Raw genomic sequence first — 16,929 nt, 5'->3', positions numbered from 1 at the left:
ACGATCGGACAAACTGTTCACCCGGCTGCGCGCAGCCCGCCTCGACAACACCGTCGACGCCGAAATCCGACGACTGACCGCCATCGAGGTACTGATCATCGACGACTTCGCTCTGCGGCCACTCGATGCAACCGAGACCAGCGACTTCTACGAACTGATCGTCGAACGTCATCGGAAGAAGACCACCATCGTGACCTCGAACCGCGAGCCGTCCGAATGGCTGACCATGACCGCCGACACCCTCCTCGCGCAATCAGCGATCGACCGACTGACCTCCACCGCACACACCCTCGTCATCGAAGGCCCGTCCTACCGGCAACGCACCCGACCCGGAACAGTTGACGTCACCACCGACAACGAGCATCCTCAATAACGCGCCACGGTGGTCCCTACCCTCTGGCAATCAGGTGGTCCCATCACCCTGGCAAGCGACAGTGCGCCAACAGGGTTTCAAGCACAATCTCGACCCGCTCAGGCCAGCACGTCACCGGGGAGAAAGATCGAGGCTAGCGAGCCTCGTAAGTGCTAGATCCGTGGTGTGGCTCTCGGATCTTCGGCAACAAAAAGAGCGACATTTCCGATCATATCGACCTTCACCTGCTCGAACCGACTGCTGAGCGCCTTCTCCAGCCCCGGCAGATCGTCATGCCAATTGCCGAACGCACCAATCTTGTTGTACGCCGTCATCAGAGCTTTGCCGAATAGGGTGTATCGCTGATCGACTCCGATCACGGTTGATCCAAACAGCACTCCCCCGGGCTTCAGTTTCTCGGCAAGATTGTCGAAGGCTGCAGCTTTGGTCGACCAGTCGCCTGGTAAACAGTGCAAAACGTAGTTGAGTGATATCGAGTCGAACTTCTCTATGCCCTCAGCGAAGGGCTCAAGTACGTCTTGCTCGATCAGCGTGGTGGGTATTTGGAGTCGAGACGCGGTGTGCTTGAGCGAATTTGGGCTTAAATCCGTAAGAGTGAGATCGAGGTCGGCTGGCAAGTCTGTGTTGGCGAGTAGCCAACCTGATCCAGGCCCGACCTCAAGGTGTCTGCGTCCGATGCGACCGTTGTAGAGGTCGAGGAAGTTCTGCCGGTTGCAGCGCCAGGCGTAGCTGTTCGATAGCCGCATGACCCAGAGATCGTAGACGTTCAGAAACAGATTGCTGCTGTACGGAGCCGCCCCCGCTTGGGTCGTATCAGATGTCATCGAGTCGATGTTCCTCTCGGTGTGTGTGAGCCAGTCCCCCGCGTAGCTACCACGCGATCTAAGAGTCTGCCCTATGGGTGTGGTTGGGGCAGGCGCGTCGGTGCGGATCGGGTTCGGCGTGGGCCGGAGGATACTTGTCGATCCGTCACAACCAGCCCAAGACCGCCGCTGGATGTCCCTTCCATGGGGACTTCCGGGAATCTTGTTACAGCTTCACGGCGTGTCGAACCGGCACCATTCGCAATCTGTTACAGAATCCGGAGGTGGATTGGCGTCCGGGAAAGGTGTCAGCGATGGCCATGCAGAGCAAGGGGTCGAGGCGTATGTACGCAACTCGTATCCCTGTGGAGGTTGGTGACCTGATCGAACGGCGAGCACTTGAGGCGGGCTGCACGTCTACGTCGCAGTACCTTGCGGATCTGCTTGCAGTGGTTCACGGACGCCCCGATCTTGTACGCGAATTGAACCAAGAGGTGATGCCGCTAACCGCATAGCCGGACAAGAATGCGGAGTGCTTGAGGACGGTTAGCCTCGGCCCCGCTCGCACACTACGTGCAGACCGAAAAGAGTCGAGCCCCCGACTGGCAGGTCGAGGGCTCGAGGTGAAACGGAGAGCCAATCTTCGTTTCGGTGCTGCATTCCCCTGGAAGGGACAGACTATTGCTGGTCTCGTCTCAGGGTACCTCGCGCCCTGATGAAGGTTCAAGATCTAACGATCGTGTCGAGTCGACGATGTCGACGTCCGACATTATTTGGAGACGTCTGTCTCCGCTCGTGGCCGCGCGTCGGTCCATGCGACTGTGGAGCCCCGTCACAGGAGAGTTCGCGGACGAAGGACAGAGCTGGACGAAGCGCCTGCCGGCGGTGCCGGCGGCCGTACCGATCTACCGCAGGGGACGTACGTGTCTGTTGGCGTTGGACTTTGACGCCAAACATCACACGGGCGAGCAGGTCGATGCCGATGTCGAACGGGTGTTGGTGTGGCTCCACCAATGTGGCGCACGCACGGTAACGGATCGCTCGACGAGCGGCGGCCGCCACGTGCTCGTACCTCTGGCTACCAACAGTTCTTTGCGGGTCGACGACGTCAAAGTCTTGATGGAGCTCCTCGCTGCTCGGCTGATGACTCTGGACCGTTCTCCCATGCTCGGGGTGGAGCAGGGGTGCATTACTCCCCCGGGGTCACCCTGCCGGGAGGGTGGATTTCGCCGCCTCGATGGGACGCTCGACGACGCGATCGACGCGTTCACTGTCCGTTCCGACCGTGGTGTCGTTGCCCGCTTGACTGCTCTGCTCGGTGGCGTGACCACTCCCCGACACCGAACCGCAGTTGCCGCCGTGGCAGCCTCGCTCACCCAGGACGAACGCCTCGTCGGCGTCGGACGAGAGCGGCGTTTGGACCCGCGCTTTCACCGCACCACGCCGTTCCCTGAGGCCGTCGAGACCTACGCGGCCACCGGCAAGCTCAACAGGGCCCTCTGGCCGACGCCCTCGGAAGCACGCCAGTCCGTCATCAGCCACGCGGTTCTTCGGGGTGCCAGCGCTGCGGATATCGAGAAGGCGATCGCTACCAAGGAGTGGGCTGGTGTCCGCCGCGCTTACACCGAGAAGTACAGGGATCCCGCAGTCGCTCTTCGACGGGACGTGGAGAAGGCCCTGACCTGGGCGGCAGGGACTGCCAATCAATTCCATCAACTCGCGCACAAGAACAAGCTCACAGGGGGAGGTACTTCCTTCCTGAAAGATCGAATTCGGCGCAAGTGGCTAGCTCACGCACAGCTGTGGATCGACTCAGAATTCCTCGGTACCCGCCAGCGACCTGTTCTACTCGCTGTGGCCCAGGCACTGGCCTACACATCGGCTTTGGCTGGAGAGCTGGTCGAGGGCGTCCCCGTCGTGGCGGTTGGCGGTCGCAGCTTGTCGCACTCAGCTGGGCTGATGTCGGAATCGACCGTATGGAGCGCGTTGAGGGTCCTTAGAGAGACCCCAGGTTCTCCCCTGCTACTCGTAGCGCGCGGCGCGGGTCGGGAGGCCGACCGCTACGCCTTGACCACGCCAGCGACCACAGGCGGCCCTGGACGAGCGCGTGTCGAGCGTGCCCGGGTCGAGCCGGTCCACCCGGCATGGAGCGTGCTCGGCCTACGCGGCCGAATGGTCTACGAGCTGGTCGCTGCGGGTCTGGCTACAAACGTCGACGATGTCTTTGCTGGCGCAATGCTCCGGCCGTCGAACGGTTATGCCATTCTCGCAGCTCTGACGGCCGCTGGGCTCATCGAACGGAACGGCGCAACCTTGAGCATCGGGTGCCGCACGTTGGACGACGTAGCGGCCGCTCACGGCCTGGAAACTGTCGCTGCCGAGAGGATCGTCCGACACCGAGCCGAACGGCTCGTATGGCAGGTGTGGCTCGAGAACCGCTTCTACGGTCCGTCCGTTGCGTTGTTCATGAAAGATCCAGTCAACGTTCCGATCTCTGGGGCTCCCCCACCGCGTGGGGAAGAGTCGGAGACGCTGTGGGCGGCCATGCTTGCTGCCGGGCCCCCAAAGCCTGATCCTGTGCTGGAAGCCATGGAGCTGCTCAGTGATCAGCTGGGTGCAGTGATCGTGTGTTCAGATTCCTGATCGATCACCGACATGAATGATGGCATTAGCAGCATTAGCAGCATTGGCGTTATTCGATAAGCCGGTATCAGCGTGGCGGTGGACGATGCGGGGCCGCCACGCCTGGAGGCGATGAGGTGACCCCGCATCGGATGCGGGGTCACCGCCACGCGCGGCCGGTATGCATATTTCCTAGGGAATGAGACATGGCCAAGATGGGTGCTGCGGCCCCAGCCCCGGCCGGCCAGAGGGGATGCAGTCGGAGAGTGGGCGGAATGGCAGTTATAGCAGCATTGTTGCGAGTGGCTCTGACCTCGGGGTTCGCCTCAAGTTGAACAGTTTGGTCGACCATCTCTGGCCAACTATGGCAGTAATGACAGCATTGCTGTAGTTTAATAGCAGTATTGCAGCTATTACTGTTATAGACAGTTATGGCATGATTGCCATGAATGCTGACAATGCCAGCGATGTCGGCAATGCTGTGATTCGCAGCATTACAGCTAACGCAGGTGATGCTGTTAATACCTGCAATAACAGGATTGCCAGTATTAACAGTATGCCGTCCAAGTCGAGACCTCAGAAGGGAACATCAAGATCGTGAGCGCAGATGTCTATGACCGTGAACGGGTGATCGCCATCATCAACGGCAAGGGAGGCGTCATGAAAACAACCCTCTCGGCCAACGTCGGTGGCCTGGCCGCTGCATCCGGCTACAAAGTTCTCATCGTTGATTTCGACCCCCAGGGAAACCTCGCGGAGGACCTTGGGTACACCGAAACGGACAGGGACGACCACGGACGTGCCCTCGCCGCAGCCCTCGCGTTCGGCGGAAGCGTAGAGCCAGTCAGGGGCGTCCGAGAAAACCTCGACGTCCTCACGGGAGGTGTCAACCTCGAGCAGGCCACAGCGGCCCTGGCCTCTAAGGCAGCGAAGGACCCGAACGGCGCGAAGTTGGCACTGGCCGTCCTGTTAGCACCGCTGGCCAAGGACTACGACTTGATAATCATCGACTGCCCGCCCGGTGACGAGACGCTGCAGAACGCCGCCCTTGCTGCTGCGCGCTGGGCGGTCGTGCCAATCAAAAGCGACGCATCCAGCCGTAAAGGACTGGCGGCTGTCGCTCACCGTCTCGACGCAGTGCTCGACATCAATCCCACCCTTGACCTGCTGGGAGTTGTGCTGGTGGGAGTCGGCAAATCTGCGACCGCAGTACAGGAACGTGCACGCAAACTCGTCGCCGAAGCCTTCCAGGACGACAGTGTCCTGTTCTCGGGAGTGGTGCGGCATTCGGAAGCGACAGCACAGGCAACGAGAGAACGAGGACTCTTGGTGCACGAACTCGACGACGCCGTTCGCAAGGGGCCCAAATGGTACGAGGTCATACGTGGCGAGGCTCAGGCGCAATCCCTCGCGCCTAAGTCATCCGGTTCAGTCGCTGACGACCTACTTGCCATCACACAGGAAATGATCGCACGCATCACTGCAGCCGAAGAGAGGGCGAACGCATGACCGATCCCAAGCAAGACCGAGTCGTAACAGGCCTGCCACCGCGGCGGCCAGCAGTCACGGGCGACCTGTCGAAGCTGCAAGCCAAAAACAGAAGTCCGGTACCACCACCACCAGCTACGCCGCAGGTACCTCCGTCAGTCGGGTCGAACACGGTCGCGGACGACGATGCGAGGACGAAGAGAATCACCGTCTACATCGACCACGACGTCTTCACCCGCGCACGTGGCGTCCATAAAGCAACAGCGCACCTCGAAGACGACAAGTCGTGGTCTCAATTCGTAGAAAAGGCCCTCGTCCGCGAGGCCCAGGCTCGCGAACTCACACACAACGAAGGCGAGCGGTACGGGGGATCCGACGTACCACTGTCTGCGGGCCGACCACTGTCGTCCTAGCCACCCCATCTGGTCATCGAAACACTCGAAACCCGACGCGGGGCCCCGGCAGTGCTGTCACACCACCGGGGCCGGCGGCCACAGACAAACCTAGGAGCTGTGACCTATGAACAACCGTAACTCTGACCAGAAAACCGATACAGCGGACGACATCACACCGCCACCCACTATTGGACAGCCGGTGGAGATCCACCCGGCTATCGTGACCTGGGCGCTCGTCATCGGCCTGGTCGTCGCCTTCGTCGTTACAGCATCGAGCTTCAAGCTCAGCTTCGCCACCCTCTACGACCTGGCCGCGATGGCCGGCATGCGCGACTCCGCGTGGGTGATACCAGTGGTCCTCGACGGCCCGATACTCGCCGCCGGCATATTCCGAGTCGCGTTGTCCCAACACACCGATCACCGCACAGTTCTCGGCCGACGATTCATCATCGCTGTCTTTGCCCTAGCTGGACTGGCCAGCATGGCCGGCAACGCCTACCACGCAGTCCTTACAGTTACCGACCTAAACGCAGGAGTCGCGGCCGCACTCGGCGCACTCGCCCCCCTGATGGTGATGACCATGAGCGAAATGATGTCCATCGCAATCAGCGCACCCCGACACCGACGCCCATCCGCGACACCCGCCGTGCTCGAAGCGACCGAAGTCGAACAATCGACAGCCAGGCCGCAGAACAGCACCGAACAGCGCGACGAGACACCCGACGACGAGCACGGAACCCTCGACCAAGTCGTATGGGAAACCGTCGACGTCTATCTCAATCACCCGACCGCGATGGGCAAATTCAACAAGGCCGCAGAAGTCCTTGGAGTCTCGCCGACCACCGTCCGAAGCCGTTATGACAAGTGGGTGAACCTCCAACAGAAGATCGCCGCAACCAAAGCGGCTTCCCAGCTTTCAACGCCACCGGCCGAGAGCGCGGCCGACACAAGAAACGCTCTGGAGAAACTTCACCCGGCCGACATCGACACATACACGGCTGCCGAACACGACTACGCGGTTGCCGAACACGACTACGCGGTTGCAAACCGCTGACCGACCACAGGAGGGTGTGACAGAAACAAACGTTTCTGTCACACCCTCTCATTGAGCAGTCCGAGCACAAGTGCCATCACAAGGAAGAGCACGAGCTGATACCCGGTGTTGATGATCGTGAGCTTGGCCGGCTTCATCTCGAAGGCGTTGTGCTGAACGAGCGTCGATGCCGAAAACGCAACCCACATCACGAGCCCTACGAGCAGCGCCGCCCACACCGAAGTACTGCCGGTCGCCTCGGCTGCGAGCCCGATTGCGACCGCTAACCCGAGCGCCATGATGATGACGGTGATGAAGAGCTGCAGCATGCTTCGCGCCCGCACTGGCTTGATCCGCTCCGGGGTCACCCCGGTCAGCTTCTCCCATGCGCTGGCAATCGGTCCTGTCTGATACCAAAGAAAAGCAACGATCATCCCCGCCACTACAGCGAGAATGACACCGAGCCAATTGATACCCATTGTGTGCGATCACTCCCCTGCATACGCGAGCGCCGTCCCGATCGCGACAGCCACTGGCAGCTAATAAGTTTGGTTGATATTATCTACCGTAATGGACAAAGTAAAGCGTAACGGAGCCCGTTCTTACGGACAGTTCTGCGGTCTGGCTCGCGCGCTTGACCTCGTAGGAGAGCGTTGGAATCTTCTTATCGTCCGCGAGCTGCTTCCCGGCCCGTTGCGCTACAACGAGCTGAAAGCATCACTGGCTGGAATAGCGTCGAACCTTCTTGCTGAGAGACTTCGCACGCTCGAAGAAAACGGCATTGTCCAACGACAGCTGGGGGATCCCGGGGTGCTTTACGCCCTGACCCCATGGGGTGCCGAGCTCCGTGATCCGATGGAAGCCCTTGGGCGGTGGGGAACGCCGTTGGTCGCCTCAGGCCGCGGCGACGATGTGTTTCATCCACGCTGGCTGGTTCTGGCTCTACCCGCCCTCTTGAGAGACGTCACTGCGACGCCCGCGGTCGAAGTCGATCTGCTTATCGAAGGATTCTCGATCGCCCTGCGCATCGACGAGTATGGCCCGCAAGCGTTCAGTCGCCGTGACCAAACGGCAGCAACCGTCATCGAAGCGGCCCCGGAGATTATTGTCGGCCTCGCCGCCGGCGCACTGACGGTCGAACAAGCGCGCCCCTCCCTACAAGTCCGCGGTGACGAGCAGGTTCTTGATTCCGTTTTTCCTGCGGGACGTACTCAACCGCCGTTCTGAAACTGAGCCCCGGAACCTGACCGTCTGAACCGTTGCCGCCACCCACGCCTCACGAACGCTACAAACGATCGTTTCTTTCACGGTCGCCACCAATTGCCTCAGCGCGATACCTAGGGCGGGGATCAGACCTGTTCCGCGCGCCTCGCCCTGCTCCCACCTCTGAGGGGAACCGCCCATACCGTTGTCCCGCACCGCCGTAGAAGGACACCTGTGCCTGAGCGACATCCGGAGCGAACCGAAGTCGTTGACCGACAAATCCTCGCTGAAAACCGCTTCACCCAACCAGGTGATGTGATGAATCATGAATTGTGCGACTTCCATGCGCTCAATTCAGTGATATAACACATTTAAGCAGCCGCTAACAGACCAAAAGTATGTTTTTAAGCATTCCTCCGGTCCGTAGGCTTGCTTGTTGCACAATGGCTTTGACAGCTGTTCCACATCGACTACTCGCTCGACATGCCCCAGAAGGGTTATCGGGCACCACCCCCTCAGGAGCTCATCGATGACGACACCCATACTCCCTATCGCGCACTCGGCTGATGCCATCGAATCCGCAGGCGATCGGCACGGTACGCAAAGCTTGTCGGCCAGCTGGCAGGGCGCACAGGCAGACAAGCTCGTCCATCCCGTCCGTCGAGGTCTCGATGCCGGACCCTGGTCGACGCGCTGCGCCGGGGGAACCATGACATTGACGGCCGCGACGCCATCGGGCTCCCCGGAACTGTGGTCCCGCTATGTCGACGGAGCGTGGGAATCGTACTCACGCCATGGTGTCACCGCTGCGCTCGATATGGACGAAGTCGCCTCCGGCGCGACGACAACCCTGTTCTATGTGGTGCTCGACAAGTCAGGGCAGATGCTCGGCGGCGTCAGAGCCCAAGGCCCGTACACGATGATCGAGCAATCCCACGTGTTGACCGAATGGGAGGACTCGCCTGGACTGCCGCTGGTCACCGAACTGTTGCACGCTCGGCTCTCCCACGGGATCGTAGAAATGAAAAGCGCGTGGGTGGATGCGGGGGCCGCAGGGCGGACGGTGTCGAATGTCCTGGCGCGAACAGCATTGCCGACACTCGAATTGACCGGTAGCCGATACCTGTTCGCCAGCGCGGCCGATCACGTCTTGCGTTTGTGGGAGAGCTCCGGTGGACGGATCGACAACACCATCCCTGCCGCGGCGTACCCGAGTGAGAAGTACCGGACCGTCATGATGTGGTGGGACATCGACACGCTGGCCAGAAACGCGAGGCCCGAGGTGTGGCAGACGATGGTCCGCGAGGCCCGCTCACTGTGTGGGTACGGTCAGCGCATCCCGTCGGCGGCGTGACGGCCGGTGGAGTCTCTGGGGCGGCTCGCCCGTGGCTGTCCGGACCGGGGGCTGCCCGACCAGTCGATCGTTATCGTGCCCGCGTGGTATGCCCGATCTCGACCGTCGGCTTTGGCGCGATAGAGCGCGGCGTCGGCGGCACGGACGACGGCGTCGAGCACCTGATCGAGACCGCCCGATTCGCTCGAAGCAACGCCCGAGCTGGGCAACGCCGGGTCACCGAGTGCAGTGTGCCTTACGTCGAGTGTCACCGTTCCGATGCTGACAGTGACCGGGCAGTCGGACCGAATTCGATCGAGTACCTGTCGCGCCAGTTCGTGATCTGGTCTGTGTGAAGCAAGGACTAGGAACTCCTCGCCACCCGTCCGAGCGACGACCGCATCGGATGCGCCCACCACTGCGTGGACAGCACGGGCCAGGGTATCGGCAACTGCGGCGAGCGTTCGGTCGCCGGCTGTATGACCGACGGTGTCGTTGACGGTCTTGAAGTGATCGACATCGACGACGAGAGCAGACAGCGGTTCCCTCCGCTCGCACGCCTCCTGCACGAGGAACTGGGCATTCGAGAGCAGTCCACGGCGATTGACCAGACCCGTCAACGGGTCCGTGTCAGCCAGCCGTTGCAGTTTCTCGTTGACCGAGGACAGGGTTCGGCGCAGGCCACCGATGAGCGCGACCGGCACCAGCACCGTGGTCGCGGCGGCACCGATCGCAACGGCGGTCACCGCCCACCCGGAGGATCCCACACTGACCACCGACAGCGCCGTGGCCATGACGACCGAGGCCGCCGACAGGCGGGCGGTGACGCGTGTCGGTGAGCTCGATGCCGCGATGGCCGGAACGACGGCCAGCATCGAGGTGACCGCGCGCGTCCCGGCCGGATCGGCGATCAGGTAGGCACTGATAGCGACTCCGGTCATACCGCCGAAGCCCAGGACGGCGAATTGGCGTTCACCCAACCGCCCCACTTTGGCAGCGAAGAGCACTGTGACAGCGGTGAACGTCAGCACCACGATGAGAATCGGAAGAGCGTTCGGCCGCAAGAAGGTCGGAGACACCAGGGCAATAGCCAACAGCGGCACTGCGCCGGTGGCGCTGATAATGACTGCGCTAGTGCGGGTATCGAGCCGTGATCGCCAAGGGTTCGCGCGCCGACGAAACGACTTGTCGATCAAATTCATTCGATGATTCCTCGAATCAGAGTTGGGCGTGATCCCGGCACGGAATGTACGGCTTCCCTCATTCTTGTGGCGCGCTGGTTCATCCCCCTGCCGGTCCGGCCGTCGGATCAACTCCGGTGCGCACCAACGCATCCAGGTCGATTCGCCGCCGACCGGACGGGAGCGGTTCACCGCGGCCGAATGCCCTCACAGCAGCGGTCACAGCGGCACCACCGAGCGCGACGTCTCCGCCTAGCTGTGGCCAGGTCGAGATCGTGCGCCCGATTTCCGGCACCGACGCAATCATTCGGGGCGTCAGTTTGGTCGGCTCGAGCAACGTTGCCGCGATTGTGCTCTTCTGTTCGACGGTCAAGTCGGACACATCCGCGGTCTTCATCTCGCCGAGCAGTCCGTGGAACACAGGTCGGTCGGGTTCGAGATCGAAGCGTTCGACATCGAGGACGCCTCCATCGCTGGTCTCCATCACCACGGGTATGCCGCGGGCTCGGGCGTGATGGCGGACCAGAAGTTTGGTGTCGATCGAGTCGCATTCCTCCACGACGAGATCGAGCCCGTCGAGAAAGCCATCGAGCGTCTCTGCCGTCACACCGTCCGCGAAGACCTGCACATTCAGGTATGGATCGAGTTCGGCGATCCGTCTCGCCGCGACGACCGCCTTGTTCAGGCCCAAGTCGAACACCGAGGACGGGACACGGTTGAGATTGGAGAGATCGAGCTCGTCGAAGTCCGCCAGACGCAACTCGCCGCACAGTCCTTCCAGCGCGAGGGTATGGGCGACGGCATGGCCGACGCTCAACCCGACCACTCCCACTCGCAGGCCTCTGAACCGAGCTTGCTCTGCGGAAGTGATCTTGTTTCTGTTGCGATCCAGTCGTAGCCGATCGAAGCTGCGTGGACCGAGGACCCGCACCAGGGTGCGCCGCCACGGGTAATGCACCCACCGCGGCAATTCCTCGGTCTTGCCGGTCATCGCGGGAAGTAACCGGCGAAGCGAGGCAAGCTGGTCGAGTGTCGTGTCGACGACACCGACGGTGGGGTCATCGAGCAGTGCACGGACCACCGAGTCCTGTTCACGCTCGGATGGGTCGAACACGCTGTGCTCTGACATTGCTGCTGCTCCACATCTTTCGGATGACTGTCGACGACACGCAACGCCGATCGTGTCCGACGGCCTGGAGGGACATCAGACTGCTTCACGTTACTCAAGTACTTCCCGGCGGTGCGGACACCACGTCGACGTTGATACTGGCTATCCAGGCGACCGAATCCACTGCCTATGGGAATACATCGCCACCGTGCCGTGCCCGAACAACGCGAGTCAGCAGCCGTTGCCCTTGGACTTGAGGAGCAGTACACGCCGCAAGGACTGAAAACAACTTCGAACGACCCGTTCGTGGCTGATCGTTTCGCGGTCATCACACTTTTGATCCACCAGCACAAACACCGAACCGACTGGAACGAGCGCGGACGATTCCTGCTGGCCGCACAGAGCCAGTCGACAACAACACTGACGCCGGAACCATCTGTGTGGCAGAGGACGTATCCAGGCAACTCCCTCGCGTGTCACGGAGTGGGGGACGACATACGCTGGCGGACGATCAGCCGGAGGTGAAGATGTCGAGCAGGCCTGCTGCGGCGAGCGCGACGGTCGTGGACGCTGTTGCTCCGTGCGGATGATCGGACCAGTACTTGCGACGGCAGAACGAGCGAACACCACTCCCTCCAAGAAGGCGTACGGCGCGCGTGATGGCAGGTCTCGGTGCGTGGATATCCACCCACGCACCGAGGTGCATATCAGGTGATCAGTAGCGGTGCTGTGCTTCGTTCTTTGCGTGCTGGGCCTGCTGCTTCACAGAGGGCGCGTTGGCGGCCTGTTCCTTGATTCGGGGCATTTCGTCCTCAGCCTTGGTCAGGTAGCCCTCCCAGCGCTTGGCCATCGGTTGGACAAGTCCGCCGCCCACACCGACGACGAGAATCCCGCCGAGTGTGGCCAGGACTGCGATCAGAATCGGCGTGGTGACCGTGGTGGCTACACCGATCTGGTTGAGAGCTGCGATAACACCGAAACCGAGGATGAAGACCGACGCGATGTTGGCGAGGGTCTTGCCGTAGGACAGTCCGCCGAGGGAGTTCGAGATCAGCTCACGTACTGCGGCAGCGATGGCCGAGGCGACCACGATGATGATGATGGCCACGATCAGGCGCGGGAGGAACGCAATGATCTGGCTCAGGAGCACGCTGATCGGGTTGGCGGGGAACACCCCGAATGCCAACTGCAACACGAACAGCACCAAGGCGTAGTAGATGATTTTCGAGACGACGTCACTGGCATCGTATTTGCTGTTCTCGAGTGCTTTTTTCACTCCGCCGCGTTCGACCGCGCGGTCGAATCCGACGCGTTCGAGGATGGCTGAGAGCGCTTTTCCGATGGCCTTGGCGAGGACGATTCCGATCAGCAGGATCACCAGGAACAGCAATAGTTTGGGGACGAACTCTGCGATGGTCGACAGAGCGTTGTTGAGTGCTTCGGACATGGGTGTCAGTACTTTCTGATCGTGGGAACGGTGACGAGTCGCAGGGGTCACCGTCGAGCCTGCGTAACCGCAGAATCGAGGATGAACTCGGACGCGACACGTGCAGAGAGGTATGCGCGGTGCGGGTCGGTGCGCCGCACACAGGCGGAGCGACCCCCCTCTTCAGTGGGAACGTGCTTCGCGGTCGACCCCGGGCACCCCCGAAGCTGGAGGTGCGTCGACGCCATCGCGTTCGAAGCCGACCTGTTATGTGACGAAGAGAGCGACCTACACCGTACGTAAAAGTGATACGTATCACATTTCCTGGTTGCCTGCTGCGCGCGCCGAGCGTCGGCTACAGCTCGGCAAGGTGGAGAGTACTGCAGGGTCGGGATGTCGCCGCCGAAGAAATTCCGCAGCTCGTATCTACCGATGAGCGGTTGGAGGCTTGCTCTAGAGCCGACGTGGTGTGGCAGACATGCCGGGGCACCGGCATCGGGGCCGGGCGTGGGGGACCTCGGTTGCGGGGCGGGGCGACTACCCCGGTGTAGTGGTGGTCAGTGTGTCGATGATTTCGTGGGCGATGTCGCGAAGTTTGCGATGCGAAGTCTGCGATTGGGAGCGCATGAGCGCGAACGCGGCGTCGGCGTCGATGCGGTGCAGTGCCATGAGCATCCCTTTGGCCTGTTCGATGGGCGCACGATGTTCGATCGCGTCGCGCAGAGCGATCGATACTTCGGCGGCGGACTTGAAGCGTGCGTAGTCACCGATCGCGCGTGCGGTGGCGGTGGTGAGCACATCAAGGACGTCGGCGTCGAGTGCGTCGAACGCTGCGGGCGCGCGGCCGTAAAGGTTCAATGCACCGAGGGTGATGTCCGCGGTACGCAGCGGCGCTGCGAGGAACGAGTGGATACCTTCGCGCGCGGCGTCGGCGGCGAACCCTGGCCAGCGCTGCTCGCAGTGGTCGACATCGACCAAAACGGTCTCGCCGCTGCGGGCAGCGTGCAGACAGGGCCCGTCACCTGCCGCATATTGACGAGCATCGACCTCGAGGGTGCGATCGTCGGTGTGGACCGCGGTGTAGATACTGCCACCGAGTTCGATGGTGACTCCGGCACTGTCTGCGCCGTCGATGGCGTCGGCGGAGACTTCGACGATACGCTGCAGGAGCACGACCAGATCGTCTTCGTCGGATATCGATCCACCGAGCGCGATGAGCATCGCCCCGAGCTGCGCGGGATCCAAGCCGTGCCTGGCGGCGGCTGTGGCGATGTCGGAGGCGTCGTCGGTGCCACCGATCGGTGTGGCGGCCAGGATGGAAGCGCTGGTGGCATCGGTGTTGTCCATGGCCCCTGATGAAAGCACACGCGTGGACGTCGAGCCATACAAGACGGCAAGGCGAGCCGGTCGGCAGAACAAGTGCCTGGCAGATCTACCAGTTGTTCGCGCTCAGGACGTCAGCGGATTTCCGTCCACGATGTCGGTGACCGCGACGTCGACCGCAGGAGCGCCGCGGGCGGAGCTACCGCCGTCTCCGGAGCCGAACGGACCGCTACCGACGATGTCGTCGACGACATCGAGTACGGTGCGGCGGATTCGGTCGGCAAGGATGTCGAGTTCGCTGCCGTATCGGGCGGTGAGTTCGACCCTGATCGTGCGCAGGTGAGCATTGTCGATGACCACCTCTATGACCTGCGGGACGCAGATCTCGTCGAGACGCACTGCACGTGCTATCGCGCCGCGAAGAACGAGATCGCTGACCGCGAGTGTTCCGAGGACCGAGGCGTCATCTCTGGCCCCGGTCTCGCTCATGTCGATCGGCCAGCCTCCGCGCGGAGCGGCGCGAACTGCGTCGACCACCGCGCCTGCGATTCGGTCCCATCCGGGTTCGGGTAGCTCTCGCAGGACGGTGCAGGCTCTTGTCCAGAAAGCAGCGACAGGATCGTCGTTCATCGCCACCTCATCAGTCGTTGACTCAACATCGCGCGGGCGCGACGATGCTGGCCCCGCACGGCATCGGGACTCAATCCCAGAGCGGCCCCGATTTCTGGAAAAGTGTGCCCCTCGATTTCCCGTAACACCCATGATGCACGCTGACGCAGAGGAAGCTCGGCGAGTGCGGCTTCGAGTGCCTCGACGAACTGCGTGTTGGAGGCGAATTCGAACGGGTCGACCGCACGGGGGTCGGTGAGGGGCTGGAGCAGTTTGTCGTCGACGGGTTGGGCATGTCTGACACGGATCCCTCTCATCGGAGTCGGTACCCGCGAGGCGTACCTCGCGATCCGCAGTGATGCACAGTTGGAGAACCGTTTTCACCCTATGACGCTGCCGATCTGGACCAACGACACCGACACCCGCTCCCTGCTGGCGAGCTTCACCGCCAGCTTCCCGTTGCGTGCGCCCTCGTACCTGACATCTGCGGAGATGACCGACTACCTCCTCACCCGGTGCGAAGGAACCATCGGCGAACTGGCCACGCTGTTGACCGCGGCCGCGGTGACTGCGTTAGAGGTCGGAGAGGAATCAATCACCTCACAGGTGTTGACCCAGACCGCCTACTCCGGGCCCGCCGAACGCCGCCGCCACTTCGAGCGGCATCTGGCATGACGATTCCAGCCGATGTCTCTACAGCGCACACAGTGCTCGACCACGATGGGCATCGGCCGTGGCCATTGCACCCGCAACCACTACGCGGCGAGACCCTGTCATCGTGGCTGGCCCGGACCAGCGAACAGTATTCGTCGATCACCGCAGCGGACCTTCTCGACGGGCTCGGCCTCGACACTTCGGGCGTGGACCCGGACCGCTACACACCCGAGCCGGTGCTGGACGCCCTCGCCCAGAGAGGTATCTGTACGGCGGAACGGTTGCGTGAGATGACGTTGGCGGGGTGCACGCCCTGGCTCCTCGACAGCACTGACCCCGCCGAATGCGACTTCGACACCTACGTCCACCAGTTCTCCGTCCTACTACCGCCAGGTCTGGCAATGGCAGATCGACGTCGACGCACACCGCCCGCCGGCACGTGGCTTCCCTGGGTGAGCACGCTCGATACGCGGGCATGCCCCCTGTGCATCGACGCCCTCGACACCGACGCCGATATCGCGGTCATGATGGCTCATCAGTACCCGATGCTGACCAGCTGCACGAAGCACCTCTGCCGGTTGGAATTCTGCGCTGTGATACCCGGGAGACTGGTTTTCTGGGACAGAACACCGCCCGGCTCGGACGAACATGCACCACCGATACCGGTATCGGCAGTCGTCGCAGAAATCGACCGGCGCACCGCCGCCGCGTTGACGAGCGGGTCCGTCGAGCTCGGCGCGGGCCGCGTGCATGCCGCAGTGTGGTTCAGGCTGCTGCGCACCGTCGTCGACGAGGTGTCGACACCGCTGGTTCGCACCGGATGGTGGGCGAAGCCACTGAGCGCGATCTGGAAGTCCACCGGCTGTTCTCGCCCGCTGCGGACATCGTGGGTTCCGTTCGAGAAGCTGCGGTGGGACGAGCAAGCGAACGTCTTGTTTGCTGCCGCCACCGCGATCATCGCGGTGGAGAACGATGAGATAGCCGCGAGCGGTGCTGAGGCCGCGCTACTGCGGCCACGACTGTACGAGCCGGTCGATCCCGGGACCCCTCCGACGAGGCCTCGCAGTCCGGTACCCGCCCGCAGCGCGTGGGACGGTGTGATTGCGGCGATCGATGCCGCTGTCGCCGCCGCCCGCGTCGACAGCGACGCCGCTCGATCTCTGTTCGGATTCGCTCGAACGGGGTGCCGCACCGAAGACGACGTCGATGAGCTGGCCTATGCCTTCGTCGAGCTCGGCATCCGACTGGACTGGGACTGAAGCGCGCATGATCACCACACGTTTCCCTACGCTCACTTTTACGCGGACATCAATCGCGCCCTGTAGTCACCCACGATTTGCGTGCGGTGACCGACGAGAATTTTCCTTCCCGCATCGTC

The 16,929-nt window shown here is 62.2% G+C and carries 17 protein-coding genes and 1 pseudogene; 9 read left to right on the top strand and 9 right to left on the bottom strand.

Annotation, left to right across the window (positions count from 1 at the left end):
* Positions 1-373: ATP-binding protein (locus RHODMAR_RS26615; protein WP_008720939.1), on the top strand; the 373-nt coding region annotated here is incomplete at its 5' end.
* Positions 374-525: 152 nt separating this feature from the next.
* Here RHODMAR_RS26615 and RHODMAR_RS26610 read toward each other — a convergent pair.
* The gene (locus RHODMAR_RS26610; protein WP_008720938.1) at positions 526-1,197 is read right to left on the bottom strand and encodes a class I SAM-dependent methyltransferase; all 672 of its coding nucleotides are present in this window, start codon (positions 1,195-1,197) and stop codon (positions 526-528) included.
* Positions 1,198-1,989: 792 nt separating this feature from the next.
* Here RHODMAR_RS26610 and RHODMAR_RS26605 point away from each other — a divergent pair.
* The 3 genes from RHODMAR_RS26605 (at position 1,990) to RHODMAR_RS27300 (ending at position 6,735) form a co-directional block, all read left to right on the top strand.
* Positions 1,990-3,819: a hypothetical protein gene (locus RHODMAR_RS26605; RefSeq protein WP_157226258.1), complete on the top strand. Its 1,830-nt coding sequence runs from the start codon at positions 1,990-1,992 to the stop codon at positions 3,817-3,819.
* Positions 3,820-4,425: 606 nt separating this feature from the next.
* Complete coding sequence (locus tag RHODMAR_RS26600; RefSeq protein WP_232433774.1) at positions 4,426-5,307, top strand: ParA family protein; 882 nt, start codon at positions 4,426-4,428, stop codon at positions 5,305-5,307.
* 498 nt (positions 5,308-5,805) lie between these two features.
* Positions 5,806-6,735 carry a DUF2637 domain-containing protein gene (locus RHODMAR_RS27300; RefSeq protein WP_008720934.1) on the top strand — a complete coding sequence of 310 codons (930 nt, stop codon included), beginning with the start codon at positions 5,806-5,808 and terminating at the stop codon, positions 6,733-6,735.
* A gap of 38 nt (positions 6,736-6,773) precedes the next feature.
* On the opposite strand, the gene RHODMAR_RS26585 is transcribed toward RHODMAR_RS27300, so the two are convergent.
* On the bottom strand, positions 6,774-7,193 hold the full coding sequence (locus tag RHODMAR_RS26585; protein WP_008720933.1) for a DUF1761 domain-containing protein: 420 nt from the start codon (positions 7,191-7,193) through the stop codon (positions 6,774-6,776).
* A 91-nt stretch (positions 7,194-7,284) separates the two neighbouring features.
* Here RHODMAR_RS26585 and RHODMAR_RS26580 point away from each other — a divergent pair, with 91 nt between their 5' ends.
* A complete protein-coding gene (locus RHODMAR_RS26580) occupies positions 7,285-7,941 on the top strand; it encodes a winged helix-turn-helix transcriptional regulator (protein WP_008720932.1) in 657 nt (218 codons plus the stop codon).
* Between the two features lie 505 nt (positions 7,942-8,446).
* Positions 8,447-9,271 carry a hypothetical protein gene (locus RHODMAR_RS26575; protein WP_042940506.1) on the top strand — a complete coding sequence of 275 codons (825 nt, stop codon included), beginning with the start codon at positions 8,447-8,449 and terminating at the stop codon, positions 9,269-9,271.
* On the opposite strand, the gene RHODMAR_RS26570 is transcribed toward RHODMAR_RS26575, so the two are convergent.
* The 7 genes from RHODMAR_RS26570 to RHODMAR_RS26540 form a co-directional block, all read right to left on the bottom strand.
* Positions 9,247-10,452, bottom strand: a complete 1,206-nt coding sequence (locus RHODMAR_RS26570) for a GGDEF domain-containing protein (RefSeq protein ID WP_008720930.1) — start codon at positions 10,450-10,452, stop codon at positions 9,247-9,249. The two genes, RHODMAR_RS26575 and RHODMAR_RS26570, sit on opposite strands and share 25 nt — an antisense overlap.
* A gap of 79 nt (positions 10,453-10,531) precedes the next feature.
* A complete protein-coding gene (locus RHODMAR_RS26565; protein ID WP_008720929.1) occupies positions 10,532-11,560 on the bottom strand; it encodes an Rv1355c family protein in 1,029 nt (342 codons plus the stop codon).
* A 490-nt stretch (positions 11,561-12,050) separates the two neighbouring features.
* Positions 12,051-12,227, bottom strand: coding sequence for a hypothetical protein (locus RHODMAR_RS28795; RefSeq protein WP_198289545.1), 177 nt, complete (start codon positions 12,225-12,227; stop codon positions 12,051-12,053).
* Positions 12,228-12,254: 27 nt separating this feature from the next.
* Positions 12,255-12,986 carry a mechanosensitive ion channel family protein gene (locus tag RHODMAR_RS26555; protein ID WP_008720928.1) on the bottom strand — a complete coding sequence of 244 codons (732 nt, stop codon included), beginning with the start codon at positions 12,984-12,986 and terminating at the stop codon, positions 12,255-12,257.
* A 516-nt stretch (positions 12,987-13,502) separates the two neighbouring features.
* Positions 13,503-14,312, bottom strand: a complete 810-nt coding sequence (locus tag RHODMAR_RS26550) for a GAF and ANTAR domain-containing protein (protein ID WP_008720927.1) — start codon at positions 14,310-14,312, stop codon at positions 13,503-13,505.
* Between the two features lie 102 nt (positions 14,313-14,414).
* Positions 14,415-14,918, bottom strand: coding sequence for a hypothetical protein (locus tag RHODMAR_RS26545; RefSeq protein WP_008720926.1), 504 nt, complete (start codon positions 14,916-14,918; stop codon positions 14,415-14,417).
* Positions 14,915-15,214, bottom strand: a complete 300-nt coding sequence (locus RHODMAR_RS26540) for an RNA polymerase sigma factor (protein ID WP_232433773.1) — start codon at positions 15,212-15,214, stop codon at positions 14,915-14,917. Before RHODMAR_RS26540 ends, RHODMAR_RS26545 begins: the two co-directional genes overlap by 4 nt.
* Here RHODMAR_RS26540 and RHODMAR_RS29660 point away from each other — a divergent pair.
* The 3 genes and pseudogenes from RHODMAR_RS29660 to RHODMAR_RS26530 all read left to right on the top strand — a co-directional run.
* A pseudogene (locus tag RHODMAR_RS29660) lies at positions 15,195-15,257 on the top strand (hypothetical protein); the annotation flags it as partial. The gene RHODMAR_RS26540 and the pseudogene RHODMAR_RS29660 sit on opposite strands and share 20 nt — an antisense overlap.
* Before the next feature lie 27 nt (positions 15,258-15,284).
* Positions 15,285-15,572 carry a hypothetical protein gene (locus RHODMAR_RS26535; RefSeq protein ID WP_232433772.1) on the top strand — a complete coding sequence of 96 codons (288 nt, stop codon included), beginning with the start codon at positions 15,285-15,287 and terminating at the stop codon, positions 15,570-15,572.
* Positions 15,569-16,810 (top strand): TniQ family protein, encoded by a 1,242-nt coding sequence (locus tag RHODMAR_RS26530; RefSeq protein ID WP_081606124.1) that lies wholly within the window; start codon positions 15,569-15,571, stop codon positions 16,808-16,810. The genes RHODMAR_RS26535 and RHODMAR_RS26530 overlap by 4 nt, the downstream gene beginning before the upstream one ends.
* The last annotated feature ends 119 nt before the right edge of the window (positions 16,811-16,929 follow it).

The sequence above is a fragment of the Rhodococcus sp. AW25M09 genome (assembly GCF_000333955.1).
Taxonomy (GTDB): domain Bacteria; phylum Actinomycetota; class Actinomycetes; order Mycobacteriales; family Mycobacteriaceae; genus Rhodococcoides.
The sequence above is the reverse complement of the archived record's forward strand: the minus strand, read 5'-3'. Positions and strand labels throughout refer to the sequence as shown.

Excerpts from the sequence above, each read along its gene's own strand:
- RHODMAR_RS26610 (WP_008720938.1), bottom strand. The coding sequence starts at position 1,197 with ATGACATCTGATACGACCCAAGCGGGGGCGGCTCCGTACAGCAGCAAT.
- RHODMAR_RS26605 (WP_157226258.1), top strand. The coding sequence starts at position 1,990 with ATGCGACTGTGGAGCCCCGTCACAGGAGAGTTCGCGGACGAAGGACAG.
- RHODMAR_RS27300 (WP_008720934.1), top strand. The coding sequence starts at position 5,806 with ATGAACAACCGTAACTCTGACCAGAAAACCGATACAGCGGACGACATC.
- RHODMAR_RS26585 (WP_008720933.1), bottom strand. The coding sequence starts at position 7,193 with ATGGGTATCAATTGGCTCGGTGTCATTCTCGCTGTAGTGGCGGGGATG.
- RHODMAR_RS26580 (WP_008720932.1), top strand. The coding sequence starts at position 7,285 with ATGGACAAAGTAAAGCGTAACGGAGCCCGTTCTTACGGACAGTTCTGC.
- RHODMAR_RS26575 (WP_042940506.1), top strand. The coding sequence starts at position 8,447 with ATGACGACACCCATACTCCCTATCGCGCACTCGGCTGATGCCATCGAA.
- RHODMAR_RS26570 (WP_008720930.1), bottom strand. The coding sequence starts at position 10,452 with ATGAATTTGATCGACAAGTCGTTTCGTCGGCGCGCGAACCCTTGGCGA.
- RHODMAR_RS26565 (WP_008720929.1), bottom strand. The coding sequence starts at position 11,560 with ATGTCAGAGCACAGCGTGTTCGACCCATCCGAGCGTGAACAGGACTCG.
- RHODMAR_RS26555 (WP_008720928.1), bottom strand. The coding sequence starts at position 12,986 with ATGTCCGAAGCACTCAACAACGCTCTGTCGACCATCGCAGAGTTCGTC.
- RHODMAR_RS26550 (WP_008720927.1), bottom strand. The coding sequence starts at position 14,312 with ATGGACAACACCGATGCCACCAGCGCTTCCATCCTGGCCGCCACACCG.
- RHODMAR_RS26545 (WP_008720926.1), bottom strand. The coding sequence starts at position 14,918 with ATGAACGACGATCCTGTCGCTGCTTTCTGGACAAGAGCCTGCACCGTC.
- RHODMAR_RS26540 (WP_232433773.1), bottom strand. The coding sequence starts at position 15,214 with ATGAGAGGGATCCGTGTCAGACATGCCCAACCCGTCGACGACAAACTG.
- RHODMAR_RS26535 (WP_232433772.1), top strand. The coding sequence starts at position 15,285 with ATGACGCTGCCGATCTGGACCAACGACACCGACACCCGCTCCCTGCTG.
- RHODMAR_RS26530 (WP_081606124.1), top strand. The coding sequence starts at position 15,569 with ATGACGATTCCAGCCGATGTCTCTACAGCGCACACAGTGCTCGACCAC.